The following is a 22,398-nucleotide window of genomic DNA, read 5'->3' as shown; positions in this document are numbered from 1 at the left end:
ACCCAGTGTCAGGCCGAAATTACGACATCTTTCGTCATGATTTTCCGGCGCAGTCTCGCCACCAGCGGCCAGGCGATCATCACCAGGATCCCCGCGTAGATCACGTACGCGACCGGTCCGCCGACCAGGCCGGAGGCGTCGCCGTTCGAGAGCTGCAGCGCCATCCGGGCCTGCCGCTCCGCGATCGGGCCGAGAATCACTCCGATGATCAGCGGCAGTACCGGCAGCCCGAAGCGCCGCATCGCGAACCCGAGCAGGCCGAGGAGCAGCAGCAACAACAGGTCGAGCGGCTGCGCGTTCACGGCGTACGCACCCATCGAGGCGAAGAAGATGATCCCGGCGTACAGGTACGGCCTCGGGATCTGGAGCAGCTTCGCCCAGGCCGGTGCCAGCGGCAGGTTGAGCAGCAGCAGGAACAGGTTGCCGATGAACAGGCTCGCGATCAGTGCCCAGACCAGCTTCGGCTCGCGCTGGAACAGCAGCGGTCCGGGCTGGATCCCGTACGACGTGAACGCGGCCAGCATCACCGCGGCCGTCGCATTCGTGGGGAGGCCCAATGCCAGCATCGGGACCAGCGTGCCGGCGGCCGAGGCGTTGTTCGCGGCCTCCGGCCCGGCGACGCCCTCGATCGCGCCGTGCCCGAACTCCTCCGGGTGCTTGGACAGCTTCTTCTCGGTCGCGTACGAGAGGAAGGTCGGGATCTCCGCGCCGCCGGCCGGCAGCGCCCCGATCGGGAACCCGAACGCGGCCCCGCGCAACCATGGCTTCCACGAACGCCGCCAGTCCGACTTGCCCATCCACGGCCGGCCCACCGGGATCACCGTGCCCGGGTTCCGCCGCAGATGCGCCGCCACCCAGAGCGCCTCGCCGACCGCGAAGATGCCGACGGCAACCACCACGACATCGATGCCGTCGGCAAGCTGTGGGATGCCGAGCGTGAGCCGCTGCTGGCCGGTCACCTTGTCGATCCCGACCAGGCCGATCACCAGCCCGAGCAGCAGGGCGGCGAACCCGCGGATCCGCGACGAGCCGAGCACCGACGTCGCGCCGGCGAACGCGAGCAGCATGATCGCCAGGTAGTCCGGCGCGCCGAGACTGATCGCGAACTTCACCACCTGCGGCGCGACCAGTACGAGCAGCAGCGTCCCGATCGTCCCCGCGATGAACGAGCCGATCGCGGCCGTCGCCAGGGCCTGCGCGGCCCGTCCGGCGCGGGCCATCTTGTTGCCCTCGATCGCCGTCACCACCGAGGACGACTCACCGGGGGTGTTCAGCAGGATCGACGTCGTCGAGCCGCCGTACATGCCGCCGTAGAAGATGCCGGCAAACATGATGAACGCCTGCACCGGCTCCAGCCCGTACGTGATCGGCAGCAGCAGTGCCACCGTCATCGCGGGACCGATCCCGGGCAGTACGCCGACCGCAGTACCGACCGTGACACCGAGCAGGGCGAGCAGCAGGTTGACCGGGGCGAGGACGTCGCCGAACCCGTTCAGCAGGTTCATCAGGTTGTCCATCAGAGAATCCCTTGCAGTACGCCGGCCGGCAGGTTGACGCCGAGGCCGATCGCGAACGCGTAGAACGTGATCAGCGACAGCGCAACGGCGATGAACACGTTGCGGATGTGGTGCCGGCTGCCGAGCGCGAACGCCGAACCCCAGAACAGCAGGGTTCCGCTGATCACCCAGCCGAGCGGCTCGATGGTCAGCAGATTGACCACGAACGCGGCGATCAGCAGCAGCACGGTGCGCCAGTCGATCGGGGACGACACGTCGACGTCCTCGCCCTCCTCGGCCGCGCCGGTGCCGCCCCGGGCCACGTCCACCGCGTACAGCACGGCGACCACCAGCAGCAGTACGCCGAGCACGATCGGGACCGGCTTCGGGCCGATCGGATCGTTGCTGGTGGCAATGTGCCGGAGCCGGGCGGCGTCGACGACCACCAGGACGCCGACCACCGCCAGGAACCCACACACTCCGTACTGCGCTGTGTCCCGCCGCGTTGTCGCGGCCGTCATGCCGCCAATCCGAGCTTGGTCAGGATGTCGGCGACCGCCTTGTCCTGGTCGGTGAGGAACGTCCCGAACTCAGGCCCGGTGACGAACGCGTCGGTCCAGCCGTGCTTCTGCATCTCGGCCTTCCACTCCGCGGAGTCGTGCATCTTGGTCAGCGCGTCGATCCAGACCTGCTTGTCCGCGTCGCTGATCCCGGGCGGCGCCACGATCCCGCGCCAGTTGGTGAACACCAGATCGATTCCGGAGCTCTTCAGCGTCGGTACGTCCTTCAGCGCGTCGACCGGCTTCTCGCTGCTCACCGCGAGTACCCGGACCTGACCGCTCTCGACCTGGTCGAGGAACTCGCCGAATCCGCTGGTGCCGAAGGCGATCTTGCTGCCGAGCAGCGCGGGCAGCAGCTCGCCGCCGCCGTCGTACGAGACGAAGTTGACGTCCTTCGGGTCGATGCCGACGGTCTGCGCCAGCTGCATCGGCAGCAGGTGGTCCGGTCCGCCCGGCGACGAGCCGCCGCCGACAGCCATCCCCTTCGGGTTCGCCTTCCAGGCCGTGACCAGGTCCTGGATCGTCTTGTACGGCGAGTTCTTCGGGACCACGATTGCTCCCGCCTCCTCGATCATCTTCGCGATCGGGGTGGTCTGGGTGAGCGTCGCCTTGGACTTCGACGTGTACGTCGCACCGACGACGCCGAGGCCCATCTGCATCGCGAGCTTGCCGTTGCCCTTCTCGTTCACGATCCGCTGCAGGCCGACCGTTCCGCCCGCGCCGGGCAGGTTGAACACCTGGACGCCGGTCGCGATCTTCGCGTCCTCCATCGCCTTCGCGGCGACCCGGGCGGTGGTGTCGTACCCGCCGCCGGCAGTGTTCGGCACCATCAGCCGCAGTCCGGTGGCAGGCTTGTCGCTGCCGCCGCCGGTGGTGTCCTTCTTCTCCGCGGTCGCACCGCAGGCCGTCAGGGCGGTCACGGCGAGCAGCGCCGTGGCTGCGAGGAGTCTGGACCTCATGGCGGAGTCCTTTCGGTGGGGATCAGGTGGCGACGATCGTGGACCTCCAGGGGTACAGACGTCTGCGTTGTGGCCGCAGCGGTGGTTGAGTTCATTGTGGTCACAGGCGGAACCTGGCTGAAGTGTGGCACTTGGGCCGCTGACCGGTGATCATGCGGTGCGAACCGACGAGGAGGTGACGATGGCGATCCTGGGGCGACGACCGACGCTGGCCGGGCAGCTGCTGGTGCTGCAGCTGGCGATCGTGGTGATCGTGCTCGTCGCCGTCGCCGCGGTCTCACTGGCCCAGTCCGCTGCCACGTTCAACCGGGTCGAGGGCCGCCGCGTCACGTTGCTGGCCGAACAGCTGTCGGCCAGCCCCACACTGCGGTTCGGGATCCGGAACCCGGCGCCGGCGGAGCTGCTGGCGCCCGCTCTGCAGACGAGCATCGCGCAGTCCGGCGTCACGTCGATCACCGTGGCGAACGCGCACGGGAAGGTGATCGCGGCAACCAATCCGACGCAGATCGGCACCATGCTCACGCTCGGCGTTCCCGAGGTTGCGCAGGGTCGCGGGTGGTCCGGCGAGCTCCGCGGCGACGGTGGGACCGAGCTGGTGGCGCAGGTCCCCGTGCTCAGCGAGGGCCGGGACGCGCAGGGCAACCCGGACGGGACGCTCGGCGACCACATCGGGACCGTGATGGTCGGGGAGCGCGCGCCCTCGGTGGTTCAACGGTTGCGCGGCGCGTCGTCGTACCTCGCGATCTATCTCGGGATCGCCTGCCTGCTCGGGCTGCTCGGGTCGTGGCTGCTCGCGCGGCGGATCAAACGGCAGACGCTCGGGCTCGAACCGCGCGAGATCGCCGGACTCGCCGAGCACCGGGAGGCGATGCTGTACGGGCTCGCCGAGGGAGTCGTTGCCCTGGACCCCCATCTGCGCGTCACGCTGGTGAACGACGTCGGCCGCCGGCTGCTCGACCTTCCGTCCGACGCGGTCGGGAAATCCCTGCGGGAGCTGGGAATCGAGGGCCGGCTGCTCGAGGTGCTGTCCGGCGCGGACGAGTCGCTCGACGCGGTTGTCGTACGGCGTGGACGGGTGCTCGTGATGAACCGGATGAGCGTCACCAAGGACGGCCGGTCGCTCGGATCCGTCACCACGCTCCGGGACCGGACCGAGCTCGCGCAGCTGGAGCGGGAGCTCGGGTCGTTCCGGTCGTCGGCAGAGCTGCTCCGGGCGCAGACGCACGAGTTCGCGAACCAGTTGCACACGATCTCGGGGCTGATCCAGATCGGGGAGTACGACGAGGTGGTCACGTACGTTGGTGCGCTCAACCGTTATCGCGAATCGCTGGACCTGACGGTGACCCGGCGCGTCCACGACACCACGGTCGCCGCCTTGCTGATGGCGAAGTCCTCGCTCGCCGCCGAGCGCCGTGTCGAGCTCCGGGTGTCGGAACGGACCACCTTGCTCCGGCTCGATCCGGGGTTGTCCGCCGACATCGCGACAGTTCTGGGTAACCTCGTAGACAACGCTGTCGATGCGGCCGCACAGTCCGGTACGCCGTTGTCGCCGGCGTGGGTCGAGGTCGAGCTGCGGCAGGACGCGGCGAGCGTCGAGATCGTCGTCCGCGACTCCGGACCGGGCGTGGCACCCGAGCTGGCGCAGGAAGTGTTCGCGCACGGGTTCACCACCAAGGCGGCGGCCGAGGGGGAGCGCGGGATCGGGCTCGCAATGACGCGCCTGATCTGCCGGCGCCGCGGCGGCGAGGTCGCGGTCACCAACCTGACCGACGGCGGCGCCGCGTTCGTCGCCCGGATGTCCACCCAACGTACGCCGGAAGGAGCCCGATGATCACGGTCCTGGTCGTCGACGACGACTTCATGGTGGCCCGGATCCACCGTGGGTTCGTCGATCGCGTGGACGGCTTCGAGGTCGTTGGTACGGCCAACTCCGGCGATCACGCGGTCGCCGCGCTCAGCTCGCTGGCGCCCGATCTGGTGCTGCTCGACCTGTACCTTCCGGACGTCTTCGGGCTGGACCTGATCGCTCGGCTCCGCGCCGTACAGCCGTCGGTCGACATCCTCGTGATCACCGCGGCGCGGGAGGCGGAGGCTGTGCGGGGAGCGGTGCGGCAGGGGGTGGTCAACTACCTGCTGAAACCGTTCGGCTTCGAGGACCTGCGGGTGCGGCTCCAGGAGTACGCCCGGCGGCGCGCGAGCGTACCGGACCAGGTCACGACCCAGGCCGACGTCGACCGCGTCCTCGCGCCGGCCCGCCCGCGCACCAACCGCCTCCCGAAGGGCCTCTCCCAGGAAACCGCCGACCTGGTCACCGCCGCCCTCCGCAAAACCCCCGACAACCTCTCCGCCGCCGAATGCGCCGAACTCATCGGCATCTCCCGCGTAAGCGCCCGCCGCTACCTGGAATTCCTGACCACCCAAGGCCAAGCCCAAGTAACCCTCCGCTACGGCACCACAGGCCGCCCCGAACGCCGCTACACCTGGCAAACCTAACCAACCGAGCACCCTCCCCGGACACCGACGATAGGCAATTGCTTATCGTCAGTCTCCGGGAGGTGCTGCGCGGCGGGCGGCTTGTTCGATTTGGGCTTGGTGGGCGGGCCAGTTGACGGTGGGGTCGGCATCGGACGCGCCGTGTACCTGTTCGCGGAGGATGTCGGCGTGGCCGGCGTGGCGGTTCGACTCGGTGAGGACGTGGACCAGCACGTTGAAGAGCATCACGTTCGGGCGTGGCCACCACGGGACGGTGGTTTCAGCGTCGATCGGGAGGGCGTCGATGGTGGCGTCGGCGTGGGCGCAGGCGCGGTGGTAGTTGGTGATGATCTGCGCGCGGGTCTCGGCGGCTCGTACCCACAGGTGGTCGCGGTTCGCGTAGTGCGGGTCGGTGTAGCTCGGGAGTGGGTCTGCGTACGGGCGGTTGAAGAGCTCGCCGAAGTACCGGGCTTCGGTCATCGTGAGGTGCTTGACGAGGCCGAGAAGGTTGGTACCCGTGTACGTGAGTGGCCGGCGTACGTCGTACTCGGACAAGCCTTCGACCTTGTCGATCAGGTCAGCGCGCACCCAACGCAGGTTGCCGTGCAGGTACGTCTTCGCGAATTCGTCGATCACGCACCTAATACACACCCTGGTCGGGGGCTTGCGGCACACAACAGCGCGGACCTGCCACCCACCTCACCAGCCAGCCAGCCAACCGGGCCGGCGGCGTACATCTCAACAGGTAGTACACCCTGGGACACCGTACGCGCGTTGCACTTTCACGCTCAGGTGCACTACCCACCAACCAGGAACCGATCGACACCTCCTGTCCTCCTGCCTGCCCCGGACCACACGCAGCCACAACAGAACAGGAAGGGGGGCCGGTTAACCTCGCACTTTGTCCCTTCGTCTCCTGCACGCCGTGGGCGAAGGGGCAACTTGAGGGGTGAACCGCTCAAACGGTTCTCGACTTGTCAGGGGAACACCGGGTCGCGACGGCGGGATGGTTGTGGGCCGCGAAGTCAGGCTTGGTGCTCGATGAGTTCGACTGTGGTGGCGTGGCGTTGGGCCAGGGCGTGGTAGACGGCGGCGTTGTGGTCTACGAAGAGCTTGGCGGTGCCGTCGAGGGGGATGATCTTCTTGGCGGGGCTGCCCATGGCTACGGATTCGGGTGGGATGACGGCGCCGGGGGTGACGGTGGCGCCGGCGGCGACGAGGGCACGGTTGCCGACGGTTGCGCCGTCGAGGACGATCGCGCCGTTGCCGACCAGGGCCTGTTCGCCGATCGTGCAGTCGTGGATCAGGCACTGGTGGCCGACGGTCGCGTTCGGGCCGATCTCGCAGCCGTTGTGGCCGACGTGGATGACCGTGTTGTCCTGGATGTTCGCGCCGGCGCGGATCGTGATCGTGCCGAGGTCGGCGCGGATCACGGCGCCGTACCAGATCGACACCCCGGCCTCGACCACAACGTCCCCGACCAGCGTTGCGGTCGGCGCGATCCATGCCTCGGGGTGCACCTGAGGACGCTTACCTTCGAATGAGTACAGCGGCATGCGGCTGACACTAACCGGTGGGAAAGAAACTGGCGCGCGGTTACGGTGGGCGGAATCCAGCTGCAGGGAGGGTGGCATGACGGAGATTGCGAAGTCCGGGGCCGCGGTGATCAGCAGGGCCGACGGGCGCGACGACGGCGAGGAATGGACCGAGAACTACACCGAGCTGCCTGGCGGAGCCGGGGTCTCGCTGATTCTGGAGTCGACCACGAAGGAGGGCGTCGGGCCGCGGTTGCACCTGCATCCGTACGCCGAGACGTTCATCATCCGCCGCGGTTCGGCGACGTTCACGGTGGACACCGAGGAGATCGTCGGCACGGCCGGCCAGATCCTCGTGGTCCCGGCGGAGACGCCGCACAAGTTCCGCACCGGGCCGGGCGGGTACGAGGCGATCCACATCCACGCCAACGCGACGTTCGAAACGACCTGGCTCGAGTAAGACCGGTCAAGCCCCGCCCGGTGTAGCTCAGTCGGGCGGGGCGTACGCCGCCAGCAGCGTCGCGGTGATGTACGGCGCTGCCTGATCGGACGTGATGCGCCCCGCCTGGAGCTCGCCCGCGGCGCCGTGCATCACGTTGTGCATCACGCTGACCAGCCAGGACGTCGGCAGGTCGCTCCGGAACAACCCCTCGGCGCGTCCCCGCTCGATCAGCCCCTCCACGCGCGCCATCGGGTCCGCGTGCAGGTCCCGTACGCGACCGGCCGGCAGGGCCTCCTGAGCCGCGATCAACAGCGACCGGTACTGGTCGACAAGCTGCCAGCTCGGCTCGATCAGCCGCCCGAGTGCCGCCCGCGGATCACCGGTCAGGTCGATCTGGCCGAGCGTCTCCTCCCCGGCCGCGATCGCCTGCACGAAGACCGCGTCGACGAGCTCGGCCCGCGACGGGAAATGCCCGTACAGCGTGACCCGGCCGACGCCGGCCGCCTTCGCGATCTCCGATGTACTCGCCGACGGGTTGCGGCCGAGGCACTCCGCGGCCGCGGTCAGGATCGCCGCGATGTTCCGCTGCGCGTCCGCCCGCCTGGTGGTCACTACCATCCGGCCTCCCGATCTCGAACACCATTGTACGAATTCCTCTTGTCGAACACCAGTGTACGAGTTACCGTGAAACCCGTACACGCCTGTTCAACTTAAGGAAGAAGCTCATGACACAACCAGACCCCCGGCGGTGGCGACTGCTGGGGTTGCTCGCCGTCGCGCAGTTCATGCTGATCCTGGACGTCACCGTGGTGGCGATCGCGCTGCCGAACATCGAGACCGACCTGCACCTGCAGCGCGAGACGCTGACGTGGGTTGTCAGCGCGTACACGCTGATGTTCGGCGGCCTGATGTTGCTCGGCGGCCGTGCTGCCGACCTGTTCGGCTCCCGCCGCGTCGTACTGACCGGCCTCGGCGTCTTCACCCTCGCGTCACTGCTCACCGGTCTCGCTCAAGGCCCCGAGGTGCTGCTCGCCGGCCGTGTCGCACAAGGCATCGGCGCCGCCATGCTCTCGCCCGCAGCGCTGTCCGTCGTCACCAAGACGTTCGACGGCGACGAGCGGAACAAGGCGCTGGGCATCTGGTCCGCGATGGGTGGTGGCGGCTCCGCGATCGGCGTACTGCTCGGTGGTCTGCTCACCGCAGGCCCCGGCTGGCAGTGGGTGTTCTACATCAACCTGCCGATCGGCGTGATCGTGTTCGCCCTGCTGATCCGGATGCTCCCCGCCGACCAGCCAAGCGAAGAGCAGGGCCGCCTCGACGTACCGGGTGCGCTCGTCGTCACGGCCGGCACCGGTACGGCGATCTACGCGCTCATCAACGCCGGCGATCGCGGCTGGTTGTCCGCCGCGACTCTCGGCACCCTGGCCGGAGCCCTTGTCCTGTACGGCATCTTCGCGTGGGTGCAGCGCACCGTGCGGTCGCCGTTGATGGACCTCCGGATCCTCACCCGCCGACCCGTTGCCGCAGGCACCTTTATGCTGCTGGTCGCGACCGCGCTGATGATCTCGCTGTTCTTCCTCGGCTCGTTCTATCTGCAACATTTCCAGCAGTACGGGGCGCTGCGCACCGGTCTGCTGTTCTTGCCGGTGGCGGTTGCCGCGATCGTCGGCGCCCAGCTGGCCGGCCGACTGGTTGGCACGATCGGTGCGCGGGCGATCGCGATCGCCGCGTTCCTGCTCGCCGCGATCGGCATCGCCGCGCCCGCGCTCTGGGACGGCACGGTCGCGATCGTGAGCGGGATGACGGTCGGGACGATCGGGCTCGGTGCGGTGTTCGTGGCGGCGTCGACCACGACCTTCGCGCAGATCGACTACCGCGAAGCAGGGCTGGCGTCGGGGATCCTGAGTACGTTCCACGAGTTCGGTGCGTCGCTCGGTGTCGCGGTGGTGTCGAGTATCGCGGCCGCGAGCCTGGCCGGAACGGTGTCGTCCGGCTTCGCCCGGGGCTTCACGTTCGCCGCGATCCTGGCCGCGGTGGCTGCCGTTCTGATGCTGATCGTCGTACCGTCGTTCAAGCCTGCGAGGGGAGCGAGCCATGCCCACTGAGATCCGCCGCGCGGTGGTCGCGGATGCGGAGACGGTGCTGATGCTGATGGGGGAGCTGGCCGACTACCAGGACCAGCGGCAGTACGTGACCGCGAGCGTGCCCGATTGGCAGGGGTTCCTCGCGCGGGACGAGGTGATCGTGCTGATCGCGGAGGTCGACGGGACGCCGGCGGGGTACGTCTCCGCGCTGCGCCGGCCGTACCTGTGGGTGGGCGGCGATCAGCTCGCGCTCGACGATCTCTATGTCCGCCAACAGTTCCGCGACGGTGGTGTCGGACGCCAACTGATGCTGGCGCTCGCCCGTCTCGCCCTGCCGGACCGGCTCCCGATCGGCTGGGGGCTACGCCTGGAGAACGAGGGCGGCTACCGCTTCTACGAACGCCTCGGCGCCCGGCTCGTCACGAAGACCCAAGCGTCCTGGTCGGCGGACGCCTACGAACGTCAGCTGAGCGAGTAGGTCGCCGCGAGCGGCAGGTGGTCGGACGCGAAGCTCAACGGGACCGATGCGGCGGTCGGCGCCAGTTGCGCATTGTGCAGCTGGTAGTCGATCCGCTTGATCGGCAACGGCACCGGGCTGGTGAATCCGAGCCCGAAACCCTTCTGCGGCCAGGTGTCGGTCCAGTGCGTCGTCAGCGTCCTGACCTCGGTCGACGTCGGTACGGCGTTCAGATCGCCGACCAGCAGCGTTGCTTCGGGAGCGTCCTTGAGCAGCGCGACGATCGCGTTCACCTGCTCGATGCGCTCGCCGTCGTTGATCGTCGTCAGGTGCGTGTCCGCGAAGCGCAGCGGCGTACCGGCGACGTCGATCAGGGTCTCGAGCAGGCCGCGCTGTTCACTGCCCGCGTGCAGCGGCAGCAGCGTGTTGCGGGAGTCGACGATCGGGTACTTCGAGAGCACGAGCGTCCCGTACTGGCGACGCGGCTTGCCAGGCTCGGCCGGATCCCAGTCCAGGTTGGCGGCGAAGACGTAGCTCATTTTCAGTCGCGCCGCCAGCCAGGCCGGCTGGTTCTCCCAGTTGCTGCGCGCGTCGAAGTACTTGTCGACCTCCTGCAGCCCGACGACTCCCGCGCCGGAGGCCTCGATGGTCTTCGCGACCCGTTCGAGGTCGAGCACGCCGTCGACGCCGGCGCCGTGATGGATGTTGAAGGTCAGTGTCTTCACGGTCGTGGCTTCCGTTTTCGCGTGGGCGGTCAAGGGCGACACCACGAGTAGTAGACAGCCGGCCAGTGCGGCAAACATCCCCGATCGACGCATGCCCGCAGTATCACCGGATGCCGGGGTCACTTTCACAATCCTGAAAGCAAGGAAACGAAGCACTTTCCGGAACGTCATGGCCGGACGGCGGCGCGCTTCCTACCGTGAGTCCTGTGCGAAGAAGCGTTCCGCCGCAGCTGTACTTCATCGTCAGCGCCGTGTTCCACTACCTGGGCCCGGCGCTGGCCGTACTGCTGTTCACGCGGATCGAACCGCTCGGCGTCGCATGGTTGCGGATCGCGTCGGCCGGCCTGATCTTCGCGGCCTGGCGACGCCCGTGGCGGGCTTGGCGGATCCTCGACGCCCGCACCCGCCGGCTGGTCGTCGCCTGGGGCGCTGTCCTCGCAGTGATGAACTGCTGCTTCTATCTGGCCATCGATCGGGTCCCACTCGGGACGGTCGCGGCGGCCGAGTTCGCGCCGGTGATCGTGCTGGCGGCGATCGCGGTCCGCAGCCTGCGGAACGTCCTCGCGCTGATCCTCGCCGTCGCCGGTGTGTACGTCCTGACCGACATCCGCCTCTCACACGACTGGATCGGCCTGCTGTGCACGGCGCTCAATGCGCTGCTGTTCGCCGCGTACGTCGTCCTCGGCCACCGGGTGTCGCGCGCGGCCGGGCTTCGGCGGATCGACGGTCTTGCGCTGGCGATGGGCACGGCGACGGTGCTCGCACTACCGGTCGGCGCGTGGGTGGCCGTTCCGGCGTTCCGGGACGTGCGGTTGCTGGCCGCCGCGGTGGGCGTCGGGGTGTGTTCGTCGGTGATTCCGTACGTCGCCGATCAGCTCGCGATGGCGCGGCTGAAGCGGTCGACGTTCGCGCTGATGCTGGCGTTGCTGCCCGCCACGGCGACGGTGATCGGTGCCGTCGTCCTGCGGCAGATCCCGCAGGTTGCCGAACTGGCGGCGGTGGCGATCATCGTCGTCGCGGTCGGGCTGCATCGCGAGGCTAACTAGCGGAGCCTGGTACCCCCATCGCCCGTACGGACAGTTCCTGCCAGTCCTCCCAGGACTTGAGGCGCTCGGCGTACACCTGCTGCATCATCGGGAACCCCTCGGTGCCGAAGAAGATCCGCAGCGGCGGGTTGGGGGTGTCGGCGAGCTCGAGGATCGCCTGCCCGGCGGCCGCCGGATCGCCGAAGTCGGCGGTGGCGAGATGTGTCGCCAGCGCCGCGCGGACGTCGTCGTACAACGGGTTGGGCGTGGACCGCACGCCGCCGGTGACGCCATCGGTCGCATAACCGCCGGGCTCGAGCATCGTGACCTTGACGCCGAAGGGCGCAGCCTCCGCGGCGAGTGCTTCGCTGAGTCCCTCGAAGGCGCACTTGGACGCGCAGTACGCCCCGCCGAGCGGTAGCCCCGTCAGGCCGGCTACCGACGACACCTGGATGATGCGCCCGCCGCCCTGCGCACGCAGGTACGGCAGCGCGGCCTGGACGACCCAGAGCGGCCCGAAGAAGTTCGTCTCGAACTGGTCGCGGACGTTGGTCTCGTCGAGTTCCTCGACCGCGCCGGTCAGCCCGTACCCGGCGTTGTTGACGATCACGTCGAGGCGGCCGAAATGCGCGTGCGCCTGCTCCACGGCCTGGAAGACCGCCGCCTTGTCGGTCACGTCCAGGACCAGCGGCAGGACTGCGTCCCCGTACTGCTCGGTCAACTCGGCGAGGCTCTTGCGGGCGGTCGCGGCGACCCGGCCGCCACGGGACAGCGCAGCCTCGATGAACGCGCGGCCGAGCCCGCGGGACGATCCGGTGACGAACCAGACCTTGCCCTCGCCGGCGCTCATGCAGGCCGCACGTTGTGGTTGCTGGCGAACACGTTTTCCGGGTCGTACTCGCGCTTCACGGCCGCGAGCCGCTCGTACGTCTTGGCCGGATAGACCGCGGCGACATCGGCGTCCTCGGCATCGGACAGGAAGTTCGCGTACGCGCCGTTGGTGTGCGGGGTCAGCCGATCCCACAGCTCCTGGCCGGCAGGACGCGTCGCCGCGATCACCGGCGGCGGGCCGATCACGGTGAGCGCGAACATCAGCTCGGCCTGCCGGTACGCGTACGCGGTTGCGTCGTCGGCGATCTCGGCGACCGCTCCGCCGACACTGCGAATCGCGATGATCGGCGAGCCTTGCGACGTACCGGTCTCGGCGAGGATCCGCAGCGCCTCGGGCACGGAATCCTTGTCGACAAAGGCACTTCGCGTCACCAGCTGGATGCCCGGCGGCGGGATCGCGCCGTCCACGAGCACCTCGGCGTACGGCGTCAGCGTGACGTCGTCGGCGAGCACGGTACCGAGCGCACGGATCGGGTCGATCGCCTGCGCGGCGAGCTCCGCGTCGTCACCGTCGTAGGCGAGCTCGATCTGCAACGGCGCCTGAGGTCCGCCGAGGAACGGGTTCGCGAACGACGCGATCCCGGTCAGCCCGGCGGGTGCGGTCCGCATGTAGTCCGCCCAGGCCGGCAGTACGTCCGCGATCTCGGTGGCCGGAAACAGGATCTTTCCGAAGAAGATGTCGGTGGTCGGATGCGCCGCGAACTCGAACGCGGTCACGATCCCGAAGTTTCCGCCGCCGCCACGGATCGCCCAGAACAGCTCGGCGTTCTCGTCGGCCGCCGCACGGACGACCGCACCCGCGGCGGTCACGACCTGCACCGCAACCAGTTGGTCCAGGGCCAGACCGTACTTGCGGACCTTCCACCCCATCCCGCCGGTCAACGTCAGTCCGGCGACGCCGACGCTCTTGGTGTCGCCCGACGAGATCGCCAGATTGTGCGGCTGGAGCGCCGTCGCGACCTGGCCCCAGGTGGCGCCGCCGCCGACCCGCACCACGTGCTTGTCCTTGTCGATGACCTCGATCCCCGCCAGGCCGGCCAGGTCGATCACCAGACCGCCGTCGTTCGTGCCGAACGCGGCGAACGAGTGTCCACCACCTCGCACCGCGAGCGGCAGTCCGCTCGCGGTGGCGTACCGGACGGCCGCCTGTACGTCCTCGACACTCGCGGGTCTGATGACATAGGCCGGAGTGCCGCCGGCCAGCACGGTCCGGCTCGCCGCGTCGTACCCGGGATCGTCGGGCCCGACGATCTCCCCACCAAATCCTTCGATCACTGCGCTCATGACGTTCCTTCGTGTTTGTCCTCTTCGAACAAACACCTGACGACCGCCATCCACCCTCTGTGACGTGAACAACCGCACATCACAAACCACCGGGCTATTTCGTCGCGCGTCAGCACGTGCTCGACGCCCGAAGCTCTTCGCTCACCGACGCTCAGTCCGACGCCTCCCACTCCGTCGGCAGTTCCCGGACCGACCGTAGCGGCGACAGCAGGAACGGCACGCAGGTCACCGCCGCCAGAGCGGCCGCGAGCCAGAGGGTTGCCTCGTTGCCGTACGTCGTGGCGATGAGACCGCCGAGCAACGCTCCGACAGGCACGGCTCCCATGGTGACGAACCGCCGTGCCGAGGTTACTCGTGCCATCAGGGCTCGGGGCGTCACCCGCGCGTTCATGCCGGTGGAGCTGATGCTCGAGACGACCAGCAGCAGACTGAAGCAGAAGCTGCTGGCGGCGATGGGAACCAGGCGTGGCAGCGGCAGGACGACGGTCAGCGGTACGAGCGCGAAGGCGACTGCGAGCAGGGAATAGCACACCATCACGGCCCGCACGGACCCGAGAAGGTTCTTCACCCGCAAGCCGATCAAGGATCCGGCGATGCCGCCGACTCCACCGATCGAGGTCGCCAGCCCGAACGCCGCAGGTGAGACGCCGAGATCTCGCAGAACGAAGACCGCGAACACGGCGCTGTAGACGCCCGCACCGGTGTTGATCAGAGCGCCGGAGATGAGGAAGGTCCGCAGCACGGTGTTTCCGCCGACGAACCGGAGACCCGTCGTCAGGGCTCTGACGAACGGCTCGCGGACCGGCTTCTGCGCCGGCGGTTCGGCGACCCTGACCCGGTAGACCAGCAACGACGACACCACGTGCATCACCGCTGTGACGCCGTAGACCAGGGGTCCGCTGCCGAACCCGAGCACCTGCCCGGCCAGACCAGGCCCGACCACCCGCAGGGTGGTGTCGCTCGTCTGCAACCGCGCCGACGCCTCCGAGACATTCTCGCGCGCGACGATCTCCGGCAGGATGCTGGTGTGGGCGATGCTGAAGAACAGGCTCGCGGTACCGACGATTGCTGCCACCAGCATCAGTTGCACGATGGTCAGCAGGTCGAGCGCGAACGCGACGGGAACACTGCCGATGGCCACCGCCCGGGCAATGTCGGCCACCAGCAGCACGCGGCGTTTCGGCCAGCCGTCGATCCACACGCCGGACGGGATCCCGAAGACCAGGAACGCCGCCGACCCCAGCGCCGTCAGGACGCTGACCTGCAATGAGCTGGCGTGCAACGTGGTCACCGCGGTGACACTCAGCGCGAGCGCACCGAACTGGTACCCGATCCCACCGGCCAGGTTCGCCAGCCACAGATTCCGAAACCCGGCAATCCGCAGAACGCCAACCCGTGGCGAACGCTCAGTTCTGGTACTCAAGCGGATGCTCCTTCAGCTCACCGAGAAACCGCTCCTGGGCCCGGTCGAAGTTCGCCCAGTAGTCGACCTCCTCGACCCGGCCATGACCGCGGCCGTTCTCGAGGATCGTCAGCTCGACCATGGACAGTGCCCGGGACACCACGAAGACGGGATGGATGTGGTCCTTCAGATGTGTGTAGTCACGGTCGCTGACGATGATCGAGATCATCTTGCCCGGACCGGGTGTTTTGTGCCGTATCAGCTGGGCGAGCACGGGAACGGTGTCGATCCGCTCGGCGGCGGCGATGGAAGCGAAGTCCTTCCAGAAGTAGAACTCGGTGGGGTCGTTCTGCGGACCGACCGCGAAGGCGAGCGATGGCAGGTCTGAACGCAGGCAGTTCCGGATCGCGACGTACCCACCCGCCGACGGCCCGTGCCAGGCCACACCCCGGAGTCCGTGGTCGGCGCAGATCCGTTCGGTGAGGCGCGCGAGGACCGGCCAGAACTCGTCATCGCCGAGGAGGTACCAGCCGATCGAGGAGTCCTCATCGAAGTACAGCACGGGGTCCGAGACGAACAGGCACACAGCGCCGAGCCGGGTAGACGTGTTTCTCCGGTGGTAGACCGGAGGTACGAAGGCCGCCCGGTCCAGCTGGCCGTGGAAGAAGACGTGGAGCAGCGGGTCGCGGACCTCGGCCGGTTCCCGGAGCAGCACCGACATCCGGTAACCCCGGGAGTGCTGGAACTCCATCTCTTCTTCGGAACCCATGACTCTCCCCTTCTCCTGACCCGGCCGCACCGGTTCGTTGGCTCTCATCTCATCGCTGCCTTCGACAGATCGTTCGGTAGCAGGGGCGGGAACAGCAGCGGTCCAGGCCGCGGCAGGCCGGTTCGAGGTGGCCCCAGTACCTGTCGAGGTTCGAAACTGACCCGGGAGTCCCGAGCGATGCGTTCCAACTGGTACGCAAAAGGCTCGTAGACGAAGTTGCGTCCGCCTGTTGACCGGTAGAGCAAGGTTGCCGGGATACGGTCGAGCAGAGCCGCTGGGAACGCCTCCGGAAGCGACAGCGTGTAGTACCTCGCGCGCCACCGCGGCGTCAGCCCGAACGGCTTGGCCGGCCCGAAAGGCTGGATGTTGGAGAACATCGCGAAGGCTGCCTCGCTCCGGTAGCCGAGCACAACCGATCCGAGGTTCAGGACCGCTGCCGCGGTGATCACCACCGCCAGTGGTGTGAACCAGTCGATCGGTCGCGGCGAACCATGGCCGCTCGCGATTGCCGCCGAGTACACGGTCAGCGCGTACAACCCGGCGAAAGTCCCAGCCGCGAGGGCTCCGACTCGCCTCTTCCGATAGACCGACCGGGTGGTCAGAAGCAAGCCCGCCACGAACACAGCCATTGTTGCGGCGAGGCCGGCCGCAGACGGGGTTCGGAGCCTGCCGGCCGGATCCATCTGCAGCGCCCAGAGGACGACGGCGACCAGCGAGAACGGAAAGTTTCCGGAGATGCCGAAGACGAAGTGGAGCCCTACCGCGACGACGAAGAGCGGCTGCACCGGGAGGTTCAGTAGCAGACCAGCTCCGAGCCCGAGCTCCACCACCGCCACTGCCACCGGCGCCGCTCTGAGCAGGATCTGCGGCGGACGGATCCGCAGGTACCCGGCATAGAGCCGGATCATCGTGCGACCGTAACTCTCTTCCGATCGGAGAAACTGGCCGTTGAGCTTAAAGGCGCCGGCCGAGGCGTACATCGCGCCGAGCAGCAGCGGGCTGACTGACCCCCGGCCGGCGGGCAGTTGCAGCAGCACGAGCGCGACGAAGGCGAGCCACACATGATTCGCCAACCGCCAGTTCTGGACCGATATCCAGGCGGCCAGCAGGACAACGGCGAACCATCCGTAGGGCACCGGCAGCAGCCAGTAGATCAGCGCACACGCGGGTAGCGCCAAGATCTGCAACGGCATCGCGAGCACCGCCGGCGGACGCCACCCGAGCACCGGCGCGAAGCCGTGTCTCAACGACTCCGTCCCATCGCGCAGGACCGTGTTGAGCTGATGACAGATCAGCGCAAGGACCAGCACCAGGTCATAGGTCATACCGGCTCCTCATCTGGGCAGATGATGACGGTTCGTGTAGAGCAGACCCGGGCAGACGACTCTGACGACGGCGAAGTCGGTTGTCGACGACAGGTCGACCACGATCGGTTCGAACCCGTTGACCTCAGCGACCTGATCGGCGACAGCCAGCAGTTCCTCACCTATGCGAGCGTGGTCGAACGACAGCGCGTCGAGGCACTCGTCCCAGTCGAGGTCTCCGGCGTCGAACGTGGGCGAAGCCACCCCCACCTGTAGAGCGTCGTTCGAGGAAGGAATGTCGTCGCGGGTGCCGGCAATACCGGTGAGCCTGGTCTGCACCGCCTCGGTGACTGCCCTGGACAGCGACACCAAGGGGTCGGAGTGGCACCCCGCTCCCGCGCAGACGACGGGGTACTCCGGCGACCAGATGAAACAGACGTGGCAAGGAACCCCGAACTCGTTCGGGACAGCTGACAGCTCTGTACGGACGTCCGCTGCGCTCAGCGCGGCCAATAGTTCACGGCAGTGCCCGGCCGGAACCGATTCAGGTCTGATGGTTCGCCGGTTGTCGAGGGAACCGTCGCGCAGCGAGCTGGTCGTGTGCCGCTCGATCAGCTCGTAGAGGCCGTGCAGGGCCGCTTCCGCGACTGTGTTCCCGGAGGCCAGACCGTTGCTCGACTGCATGAACGCGGCCGGTTTCCAGTCGTGCCCGCTCGACAAGCTGAGCCCGACCATGTCCAGCGGCACAGGTATCTGCTTGCCATTCACGATCCCGAGTCCTGTGACCCAGTTCAACGGTGCCCCCGTCCGGCCGATCCGCGCGTCGGGCCGCAGCGGCAGGTCCGTGATCCGGTACGGCAACTCGAGCGTTTCTACAGGGGCAGTGAAAGGCGCCGGGCGCGGCCTCTCCGCGTGCCACAGCTCGATGGACTCCATCGCCGCAGAGATCTTGGCCAGCTCGAGGGTCGCCCCCTTGCCCTGGGACACCGCGAGTGTCTCGGAGTCGGGGCGGATGGCCATGCACACCGGAACGCCGATGCAGTCGAGGTGCGTGACATCGGCGACCCGGGTGATACCGACTTGGTCGAAGTACGCCGAGATCGTCGACCAGGTGGCGTCTGGCCGCTTGAGGCGGTGGGTACCGGCGAGTCTCAGCTTGGTGTCGATCGAACTCATCTCAGCCGGCCACCTTCGCTGCCGCCTCCGGGCGGTCCGCAGACCGGATCTGCTGGAGATAGCCGAGGACGAACGTGAGGAAGGTCTCGACGGCGTCCTCGGAAGTCCGGAACCCGCGCGTCGCCGCCACACGGCTCAACGAGCGGGCCTCCACCGCCCACAGTTCGCACAGAACTCGTTCCGCGACGGGACGCCGCATCAGCAAGTGACTGCGGCCCGGCCAGCGACGCGCGAACTCCGCATTGGTGGCCAGAGCAGTTCGGCACGCGCTGAGGTCGGCCTGCTGCTCGTGCCCGAGCAGCAGGGTCACCAGCTCCGCTGACCCCAGATGCAGACGTGGCCGAAAAAGCTCCGAGGCGGGAACCTGTGATCCGCCCGCGCCGCCGAGCACGGATCGGATCCGCCGGCCCAGTGGGGCCGGCTCGGCACCGTCCACCGGGCTTCCGGACAGGCGGTCCAGGTACTCGGTCCAGATGTCGGGGAACCCGGGCAAGAAGATCTGCTGGTACTGGACGCGAATCCTGACCGGCAGATCCCGAGCCGTGGCGTCCGTCGCGAAGTAGTTCACCCAGTCCCGGTAGAAGCCTGTCCGCCACGTGTGCCGATCGAGCCGGGGATCGGATCTGTGATGCAGCGTCGCGGCCGCGCGTCGTACTGCCGGAATCGCCGCGACCACGTCCGCTCGCTTGATGTTGCAGAACGTCGGTTCGGCTCCGAGCCGGGCGGCCAACCAGTCGACGAAAGCCTGGTGCTCCGGTCCGACCGCCGCGCGGATCGTCAGCAGATTCCGCTGTGGGTAGTAGATCTCGCGGATCCGCTCAACGAGAACGCCGGCCGCAGCAGGACCGACCACGCCCGCTGCCAGCGCGCTGTCGACCATCGCTCGTGCGTTCACCATCGGAATGCTGAGCGCTGCCCAGGCGCCATCGGGTCGTTGTGCCACGGCCACCTCGTCATCGCCCTCGACGACTCCTGCCGCGTAGAGCTCGAACACCCGCCCGAGCCCCACCATTCCGAACGAACGAAGCTCCATGGCACGCAATGCGCCGATGCTGGAACTTCCGAAGACGGCGATCCCGGCGCTCAGGGCATGCAAGATCTCCTTGTGCCGCAGGGCCCTCGCCTGGTGGAAGACACCGTCCACGATCAACACACTGTCTCCGGGACGCACATCCGGGTCGAACAGATCGCCGTGCTTGATCGGGCCGTGCAGCTCGAGACCCGCACAGAGCTCTGGCTCGTCGGCGGGATCGAAACTCGGTCCGGTGTATAGGTGGATCTTGGGCGGCCGGGCGGGGTCGTCCGTACGTGCACTCACCTGATGACCTCGATCGCTGTGAAGAAGGGCGGAGTGGGAGCGGCCGGCCGATGGCCAGGGCCCGCAATCAGTGGACCCTGGCCACCGGTCAGCGACTAGCGGGACCGATCAGTCCTGGGTGGCGGAGTCGTGGCACCCCATCGTCGGCGACAGGTCTTCGAACAGCTCCACGAAGTCACCCGCCTCGATCTGGCGCGCGACGCTCTCAGTGGTTTCGGACGTCTCAGGAGTTGGCGGCATACCAAGACACCTCTCTTCGGCCGGGGTCCGGTTGACCCCGAGTCGGCTCAGCGTTTCACGGTTCTCCGCCCGCCGCGCCGCGATCCGGCGCATTCTGCAGGTTGTTGCAATCGGCTTGCCAAGCGTGCGCCGAGCAGGTTAGATCGGCTAGGCGTCCGAGTCGGTCCCGACATTCCAGGGGGTCCTGTGCAGCGGCAGCTGGTGCTAATTGCAGGAAGCATTCGTACTGGCTCGATCAGCGACGTGGTAGTGAAAACCGCTGCTACTTTCACGTCGGCGAACTATTCGACCGAGATCTACGATCGGATGGCTTTTCTCCCGCATTTCAATCCAGACCTGGATGGGGAGGATCTGCTGCCCGAAGTGGCTCACCTGCGCAGTGTTCTGGACCGCGCCGACGGCTACCTGTTCTGCACTCCCGAGTACGCCGGCGCCCTGCCCGGCGCGCTCAAGAATCTCCTCGAGTGGGCGATCGGCGGGTGCATGTACCAGCGTCCGGCAGGGTGGATCAACACGGCTCGGGCGCCGGCCGACACCGCTCGTGCACACCAGTCCCTGGAAACGGTGCTCAACTACACCGGTGCATTGGTGGAGCCGTCGGCGTGTGCGGACATCCCGGTGCAACGGGACCTGGTCGGCCCCAACCAACTCGTCTCGCACGGCGTCACCCGGGCCCTGATCGCCGCGAATCTCGAGCGACTGGCAGTCGCTGCTGAGCGCGCGCCGGACCGTGGCCGTTACTGAGCGATCGAAGGAGAACCTTTCAGTGAACTCGGTGCAGCCGGTAAGGCAGCCGGCGTCGACGACGCGTGTCCCGGAGGTTCGGCGTCGGGCGATCGACGACGAGGCCGCCGACTACATAGCCGGCCGGCCACCGGTCAGTTGGTGGACACCGCGGCTGGCTGAACTGCTCGGCGTGACCACCGAGGCCGACGGCGCCGCGATCTTCGCCTCGACGGATCCGGTCCTCGTGCAGTCCCCGCAGACCGCGGGCTTCGACTTGGCGGACTTCGCGGAGCGGCTCTCGAACGTGCGCGCGGACTGGCCACGCATGCGAATGGCCGCGGCGGGAAAGACTCTGCCACCCGACGACTTCTGCCTGAAGAAGGACAGCCCCGGGCAGGGAGAGCTGTGGTATCTAAACTCTTTCGCAGTTCGCGAAAATCTCGCAGCCGGTGCGACCCTGGTCATCGACAGCGTTCAGGAAATCTCGCCGTTCGTGCGTTCCTGTGCGCTGGCGATCGGCCGATACTTCGGCGCTTCGGTGCAGGCCAACATGTATATATCCGAACGGTCCGATTCCGCCTTCAACTGGCATCAGGACGGCCACGCCACGATCATTCAGCAACTGCAGGGAAGTAAGAACTGGGAACTGGAACCGAAACTCGTGACAAAGGGAAACCGCACGTTGATTCCACGGGTTCGCCGCGGTGCTTCGCTCGAGTTGTCGGTGGGGCAGGCGATGTTCGTTCCCCATGGCTACTGGCACAACGTCACGGCCCGGCAGGGACGCAGTGTCCATGTCACCTACGCGCTGCCGGTTTTCAACCAGGCCCGTTTTGTCCGCGAGCACACGGCAGCCTTGGTTCCGCCGAGGAACCTGCCTCCAGGTGAGGCCGACGGCAGCTTGACCACGCTCGCCGTCAAGGCCGCCGACGTGGCGCGCTGGGAAGCGGTGCGAAGAGTCCGGCACGTCGCTCTGCCGATGGACGCAGGCCTGATCGTCGGCGACCTTGACTCCGAGGAACATGGAGTCCTCGAGCTCACCCTGTCAGCGGGCCCGGTCATCCGGCCTTCGGCAGTGGACTCCTCGCTGGTCGACGTGATCACGATGGCAAACATCTTCACGATGGGCCGAGGCACCTGCGGGCTGCTCGAACGGCTGCTGGAGCCCGCCGAACCCCTTCTTGTCGAGGAGCTCGCGGAAGACGAGCTCCCCCACGCCTACGCGCTTCGCCGGGCAGGCATCCTTCGATGGCGCAAGCTGCCGGCGACCTGAGCTGTCAAGCGCCGGTCCTGTGGCGGGGCCTTCCTTCGCTCCGGTTCGGTTACTCCCTCCGCGCTCACCGCAGCCTCAACCTCGCAGATCGACGTGTGATCGAGGACCCGATCTTCCCTGGGTTCATGCATCGCAGCCCACGCAGATGGGCGACATCATCACTTGCGAGCGGTCGGGCCTACGCTGGACCAGCGGCCACCAGAGGGTCTTCACGTGTCGTCACAAACCGGGACGATCAGACGGTGGCTGCCCCGTCTTCA

General features: G+C 67.7%; 23 protein-coding genes. 8 read left to right on the top strand and 15 right to left on the bottom strand.

What is annotated here, in order from left to right; genetic code table 11:
* Nucleotides 1–8: 8 nt before the first annotated feature.
* The 3 genes from ACGFI6_RS28875 to ACGFI6_RS28865 are packed head-to-tail and all read right to left on the bottom strand — an operon-like array spanning nucleotide 9 to nucleotide 3,015.
* Nucleotides 9–1,517, bottom strand: coding sequence for a tripartite tricarboxylate transporter permease (locus tag ACGFI6_RS28875; RefSeq protein ID WP_393123980.1), 1,509 nt, complete (start codon nucleotides 1,515–1,517; stop codon nucleotides 9–11).
* Complete coding sequence (locus tag ACGFI6_RS28870; RefSeq protein ID WP_393123978.1) at nucleotides 1,517–2,017, bottom strand: tripartite tricarboxylate transporter TctB family protein; 501 nt, start codon at nucleotides 2,015–2,017, stop codon at nucleotides 1,517–1,519. Before ACGFI6_RS28870 ends, ACGFI6_RS28875 begins: the two co-directional genes overlap by 1 nt.
* On the bottom strand, nucleotides 2,014–3,015 hold the full coding sequence (locus ACGFI6_RS28865) for a Bug family tripartite tricarboxylate transporter substrate binding protein (protein ID WP_393123976.1): 1,002 nt from the start codon (nucleotides 3,013–3,015) through the stop codon (nucleotides 2,014–2,016). The genes ACGFI6_RS28870 and ACGFI6_RS28865 overlap by 4 nt, the downstream gene beginning before the upstream one ends.
* Before the next feature lie 157 nt (nucleotides 3,016–3,172).
* Here ACGFI6_RS28865 and ACGFI6_RS28860 point away from each other — a divergent pair, with 157 nt between their 5' ends.
* Both ACGFI6_RS28860 and ACGFI6_RS28855 read left to right on the top strand, forming a co-directional pair.
* The gene (locus ACGFI6_RS28860) at nucleotides 3,173–4,846 is read left to right on the top strand and encodes an ATP-binding protein (RefSeq protein WP_393123974.1); all 1,674 of its coding nucleotides are present in this window, start codon (nucleotides 3,173–3,175) and stop codon (nucleotides 4,844–4,846) included.
* Nucleotides 4,843–5,508, top strand: coding sequence for a response regulator (locus tag ACGFI6_RS28855; RefSeq protein WP_393123972.1), 666 nt, complete (start codon nucleotides 4,843–4,845; stop codon nucleotides 5,506–5,508). Before ACGFI6_RS28860 ends, ACGFI6_RS28855 begins: the two co-directional genes overlap by 4 nt.
* 48 nt (nucleotides 5,509–5,556) lie before the next feature.
* Here the strand turns inward: ACGFI6_RS28855 and ACGFI6_RS28850 are convergent, their stop codons facing one another.
* Both ACGFI6_RS28850 and ACGFI6_RS28845 read right to left on the bottom strand, forming a co-directional pair.
* Nucleotides 5,557–6,123, bottom strand: coding sequence for a DinB family protein (locus tag ACGFI6_RS28850; protein ID WP_393123970.1), 567 nt, complete (start codon nucleotides 6,121–6,123; stop codon nucleotides 5,557–5,559).
* Nucleotides 6,124–6,512: 389 nt separating this feature from the next.
* On the bottom strand, nucleotides 6,513–7,043 hold the full coding sequence (locus ACGFI6_RS28845) for a gamma carbonic anhydrase family protein (protein ID WP_393123968.1): 531 nt from the start codon (nucleotides 7,041–7,043) through the stop codon (nucleotides 6,513–6,515).
* Nucleotides 7,044–7,119: 76 nt separating this feature from the next.
* On the opposite strand from ACGFI6_RS28845, the gene ACGFI6_RS28840 reads away from it, so the two are divergent.
* Nucleotides 7,120–7,482 (top strand): cupin domain-containing protein, encoded by a 363-nt coding sequence (locus ACGFI6_RS28840; RefSeq protein WP_393123966.1) that lies wholly within the window; start codon nucleotides 7,120–7,122, stop codon nucleotides 7,480–7,482.
* A gap of 27 nt (nucleotides 7,483–7,509) precedes the next feature.
* On the opposite strand, the gene ACGFI6_RS28835 is transcribed toward ACGFI6_RS28840, so the two are convergent.
* Nucleotides 7,510–8,082: a TetR/AcrR family transcriptional regulator gene (locus tag ACGFI6_RS28835; protein ID WP_393123964.1), complete on the bottom strand. Its 573-nt coding sequence runs from the start codon at nucleotides 8,080–8,082 to the stop codon at nucleotides 7,510–7,512.
* A gap of 107 nt (nucleotides 8,083–8,189) precedes the next feature.
* On the opposite strand from ACGFI6_RS28835, the gene ACGFI6_RS28830 reads away from it, so the two are divergent.
* Together ACGFI6_RS28830 and ACGFI6_RS28825 are read left to right on the top strand one after the other, a co-directional pair.
* The gene (locus ACGFI6_RS28830) at nucleotides 8,190–9,569 is read left to right on the top strand and encodes an MFS transporter (RefSeq protein ID WP_393123962.1); all 1,380 of its coding nucleotides are present in this window, start codon (nucleotides 8,190–8,192) and stop codon (nucleotides 9,567–9,569) included.
* Nucleotides 9,559–10,026, top strand: coding sequence for a GNAT family N-acetyltransferase (locus ACGFI6_RS28825; protein ID WP_393123960.1), 468 nt, complete (start codon nucleotides 9,559–9,561; stop codon nucleotides 10,024–10,026). The genes ACGFI6_RS28830 and ACGFI6_RS28825 overlap by 11 nt, the downstream gene beginning before the upstream one ends.
* On the opposite strand, the gene ACGFI6_RS28820 is transcribed toward ACGFI6_RS28825, so the two are convergent.
* Nucleotides 10,011–10,823 carry an endonuclease/exonuclease/phosphatase family protein gene (locus tag ACGFI6_RS28820; RefSeq protein ID WP_393123958.1) on the bottom strand — a complete coding sequence of 271 codons (813 nt, stop codon included), beginning with the start codon at nucleotides 10,821–10,823 and terminating at the stop codon, nucleotides 10,011–10,013. The genes ACGFI6_RS28825 and ACGFI6_RS28820 overlap by 16 nt on opposite strands.
* A 113-nt stretch (nucleotides 10,824–10,936) precedes the next feature.
* Between ACGFI6_RS28820 and ACGFI6_RS28815 the strand changes: the two genes are divergently transcribed.
* On the top strand, nucleotides 10,937–11,776 hold the full coding sequence (locus ACGFI6_RS28815) for a DMT family transporter (RefSeq protein WP_393123956.1): 840 nt from the start codon (nucleotides 10,937–10,939) through the stop codon (nucleotides 11,774–11,776).
* On the opposite strand, the gene ACGFI6_RS28810 is transcribed toward ACGFI6_RS28815, so the two are convergent.
* The 8 genes from ACGFI6_RS28810 to ACGFI6_RS28775 all read right to left on the bottom strand — a co-directional run bounded on the left by ACGFI6_RS28810 (nucleotide 11,769) and on the right by ACGFI6_RS28775 (nucleotide 20,139).
* Complete coding sequence (locus ACGFI6_RS28810) at nucleotides 11,769–12,605, bottom strand: SDR family NAD(P)-dependent oxidoreductase (protein ID WP_393123954.1); 837 nt, start codon at nucleotides 12,603–12,605, stop codon at nucleotides 11,769–11,771. The genes ACGFI6_RS28815 and ACGFI6_RS28810 overlap by 8 nt on opposite strands.
* Entirely contained in the window at nucleotides 12,602–13,930 is a 1,329-nt protein-coding gene (locus ACGFI6_RS28805; RefSeq protein ID WP_393123952.1) for an FAD-binding oxidoreductase, read from the bottom strand. Before ACGFI6_RS28805 ends, ACGFI6_RS28810 begins: the two co-directional genes overlap by 4 nt.
* 151 nt (nucleotides 13,931–14,081) lie before the next feature.
* A complete protein-coding gene (locus ACGFI6_RS28800; RefSeq protein WP_393123950.1) occupies nucleotides 14,082–15,353 on the bottom strand; it encodes an MFS transporter in 1,272 nt (423 codons plus the stop codon).
* Nucleotides 15,337–16,101 carry a hypothetical protein gene (locus ACGFI6_RS28795; RefSeq protein WP_393123948.1) on the bottom strand — a complete coding sequence of 255 codons (765 nt, stop codon included), beginning with the start codon at nucleotides 16,099–16,101 and terminating at the stop codon, nucleotides 15,337–15,339. The genes ACGFI6_RS28800 and ACGFI6_RS28795 overlap by 17 nt, the downstream gene beginning before the upstream one ends.
* 44 nt (nucleotides 16,102–16,145) lie before the next feature.
* Complete coding sequence (locus ACGFI6_RS28790; RefSeq protein ID WP_393123946.1) at nucleotides 16,146–17,426, bottom strand: hypothetical protein; 1,281 nt, start codon at nucleotides 17,424–17,426, stop codon at nucleotides 16,146–16,148.
* 9 nt (nucleotides 17,427–17,435) lie between these two features.
* On the bottom strand, nucleotides 17,436–18,581 hold the full coding sequence (locus tag ACGFI6_RS28785; RefSeq protein ID WP_393123944.1) for a YcaO-like family protein: 1,146 nt from the start codon (nucleotides 18,579–18,581) through the stop codon (nucleotides 17,436–17,438).
* Nucleotide 18,582: 1 nt separating this feature from the next.
* Complete coding sequence (locus ACGFI6_RS28780) at nucleotides 18,583–19,899, bottom strand: TfuA-like protein (RefSeq protein ID WP_393123942.1); 1,317 nt, start codon at nucleotides 19,897–19,899, stop codon at nucleotides 18,583–18,585.
* 108 nt (nucleotides 19,900–20,007) lie between these two features.
* The gene (locus tag ACGFI6_RS28775) at nucleotides 20,008–20,139 is read right to left on the bottom strand and encodes a hypothetical protein (protein WP_393123940.1); all 132 of its coding nucleotides are present in this window, start codon (nucleotides 20,137–20,139) and stop codon (nucleotides 20,008–20,010) included.
* A gap of 186 nt (nucleotides 20,140–20,325) precedes the next feature.
* On the opposite strand from ACGFI6_RS28775, the gene ACGFI6_RS28770 reads away from it, so the two are divergent.
* A complete protein-coding gene (locus ACGFI6_RS28770; RefSeq protein WP_393123938.1) occupies nucleotides 20,326–20,883 on the top strand; it encodes an NADPH-dependent FMN reductase in 558 nt (185 codons plus the stop codon).
* A gap of 22 nt (nucleotides 20,884–20,905) precedes the next feature.
* Entirely contained in the window at nucleotides 20,906–22,138 is a 1,233-nt protein-coding gene (locus ACGFI6_RS28765; protein WP_393123936.1) for a JmjC domain-containing protein, read from the top strand.
* Nucleotides 22,139–22,398 lie beyond the last annotated feature (260 nt).

The sequence above is a fragment of the Kribbella sp. NPDC048928 genome, from assembly GCF_043197975.1.
Classification (GTDB): Bacteria; Actinomycetota; Actinomycetes; order Propionibacteriales; family Kribbellaceae; genus Kribbella.
The sequence above is the reverse complement of the archived record's forward strand: the minus strand, read 5'-3'. Positions and strand labels throughout refer to the sequence as shown.

Bases quoted from the DNA above. Each gene is read 5' to 3' on its own strand.
- ACGFI6_RS28865 (WP_393123976.1), bottom strand. From the start codon at position 3,015: ATGAGGTCCAGACTCCTCGCAGCCACGGCGCTGCTCGCCGTGACCGCC.
- ACGFI6_RS28805 (WP_393123952.1), bottom strand. From the start codon at position 13,930: ATGAGCGCAGTGATCGAAGGATTTGGTGGGGAGATCGTCGGGCCCGAC.
- ACGFI6_RS28855 (WP_393123972.1), top strand. From the start codon at position 4,843: ATGATCACGGTCCTGGTCGTCGACGACGACTTCATGGTGGCCCGGATC.
- ACGFI6_RS28795 (WP_393123948.1), bottom strand. From the start codon at position 16,101: ATGGGTTCCGAAGAAGAGATGGAGTTCCAGCACTCCCGGGGTTACCGG.
- ACGFI6_RS28790 (WP_393123946.1), bottom strand. From the start codon at position 17,426: ATGACCTATGACCTGGTGCTGGTCCTTGCGCTGATCTGTCATCAGCTC.
- ACGFI6_RS28875 (WP_393123980.1), bottom strand. From the start codon at position 1,517: ATGGACAACCTGATGAACCTGCTGAACGGGTTCGGCGACGTCCTCGCC.
- ACGFI6_RS28820 (WP_393123958.1), bottom strand. From the start codon at position 10,823: ATGCGTCGATCGGGGATGTTTGCCGCACTGGCCGGCTGTCTACTACTC.
- ACGFI6_RS28830 (WP_393123962.1), top strand. From the start codon at position 8,190: ATGACACAACCAGACCCCCGGCGGTGGCGACTGCTGGGGTTGCTCGCC.
- ACGFI6_RS28835 (WP_393123964.1), bottom strand. From the start codon at position 8,082: ATGGTAGTGACCACCAGGCGGGCGGACGCGCAGCGGAACATCGCGGCG.
- ACGFI6_RS28845 (WP_393123968.1), bottom strand. From the start codon at position 7,043: ATGCCGCTGTACTCATTCGAAGGTAAGCGTCCTCAGGTGCACCCCGAG.
- ACGFI6_RS28785 (WP_393123944.1), bottom strand. From the start codon at position 18,581: ATGAGTTCGATCGACACCAAGCTGAGACTCGCCGGTACCCACCGCCTC.
- ACGFI6_RS28810 (WP_393123954.1), bottom strand. From the start codon at position 12,605: ATGAGCGCCGGCGAGGGCAAGGTCTGGTTCGTCACCGGATCGTCCCGC.
- ACGFI6_RS28775 (WP_393123940.1), bottom strand. From the start codon at position 20,139: ATGCCGCCAACTCCTGAGACGTCCGAAACCACTGAGAGCGTCGCGCGC.
- ACGFI6_RS28825 (WP_393123960.1), top strand. From the start codon at position 9,559: ATGCCCACTGAGATCCGCCGCGCGGTGGTCGCGGATGCGGAGACGGTG.
- ACGFI6_RS28870 (WP_393123978.1), bottom strand. From the start codon at position 2,017: ATGACGGCCGCGACAACGCGGCGGGACACAGCGCAGTACGGAGTGTGT.
- ACGFI6_RS28840 (WP_393123966.1), top strand. From the start codon at position 7,120: ATGACGGAGATTGCGAAGTCCGGGGCCGCGGTGATCAGCAGGGCCGAC.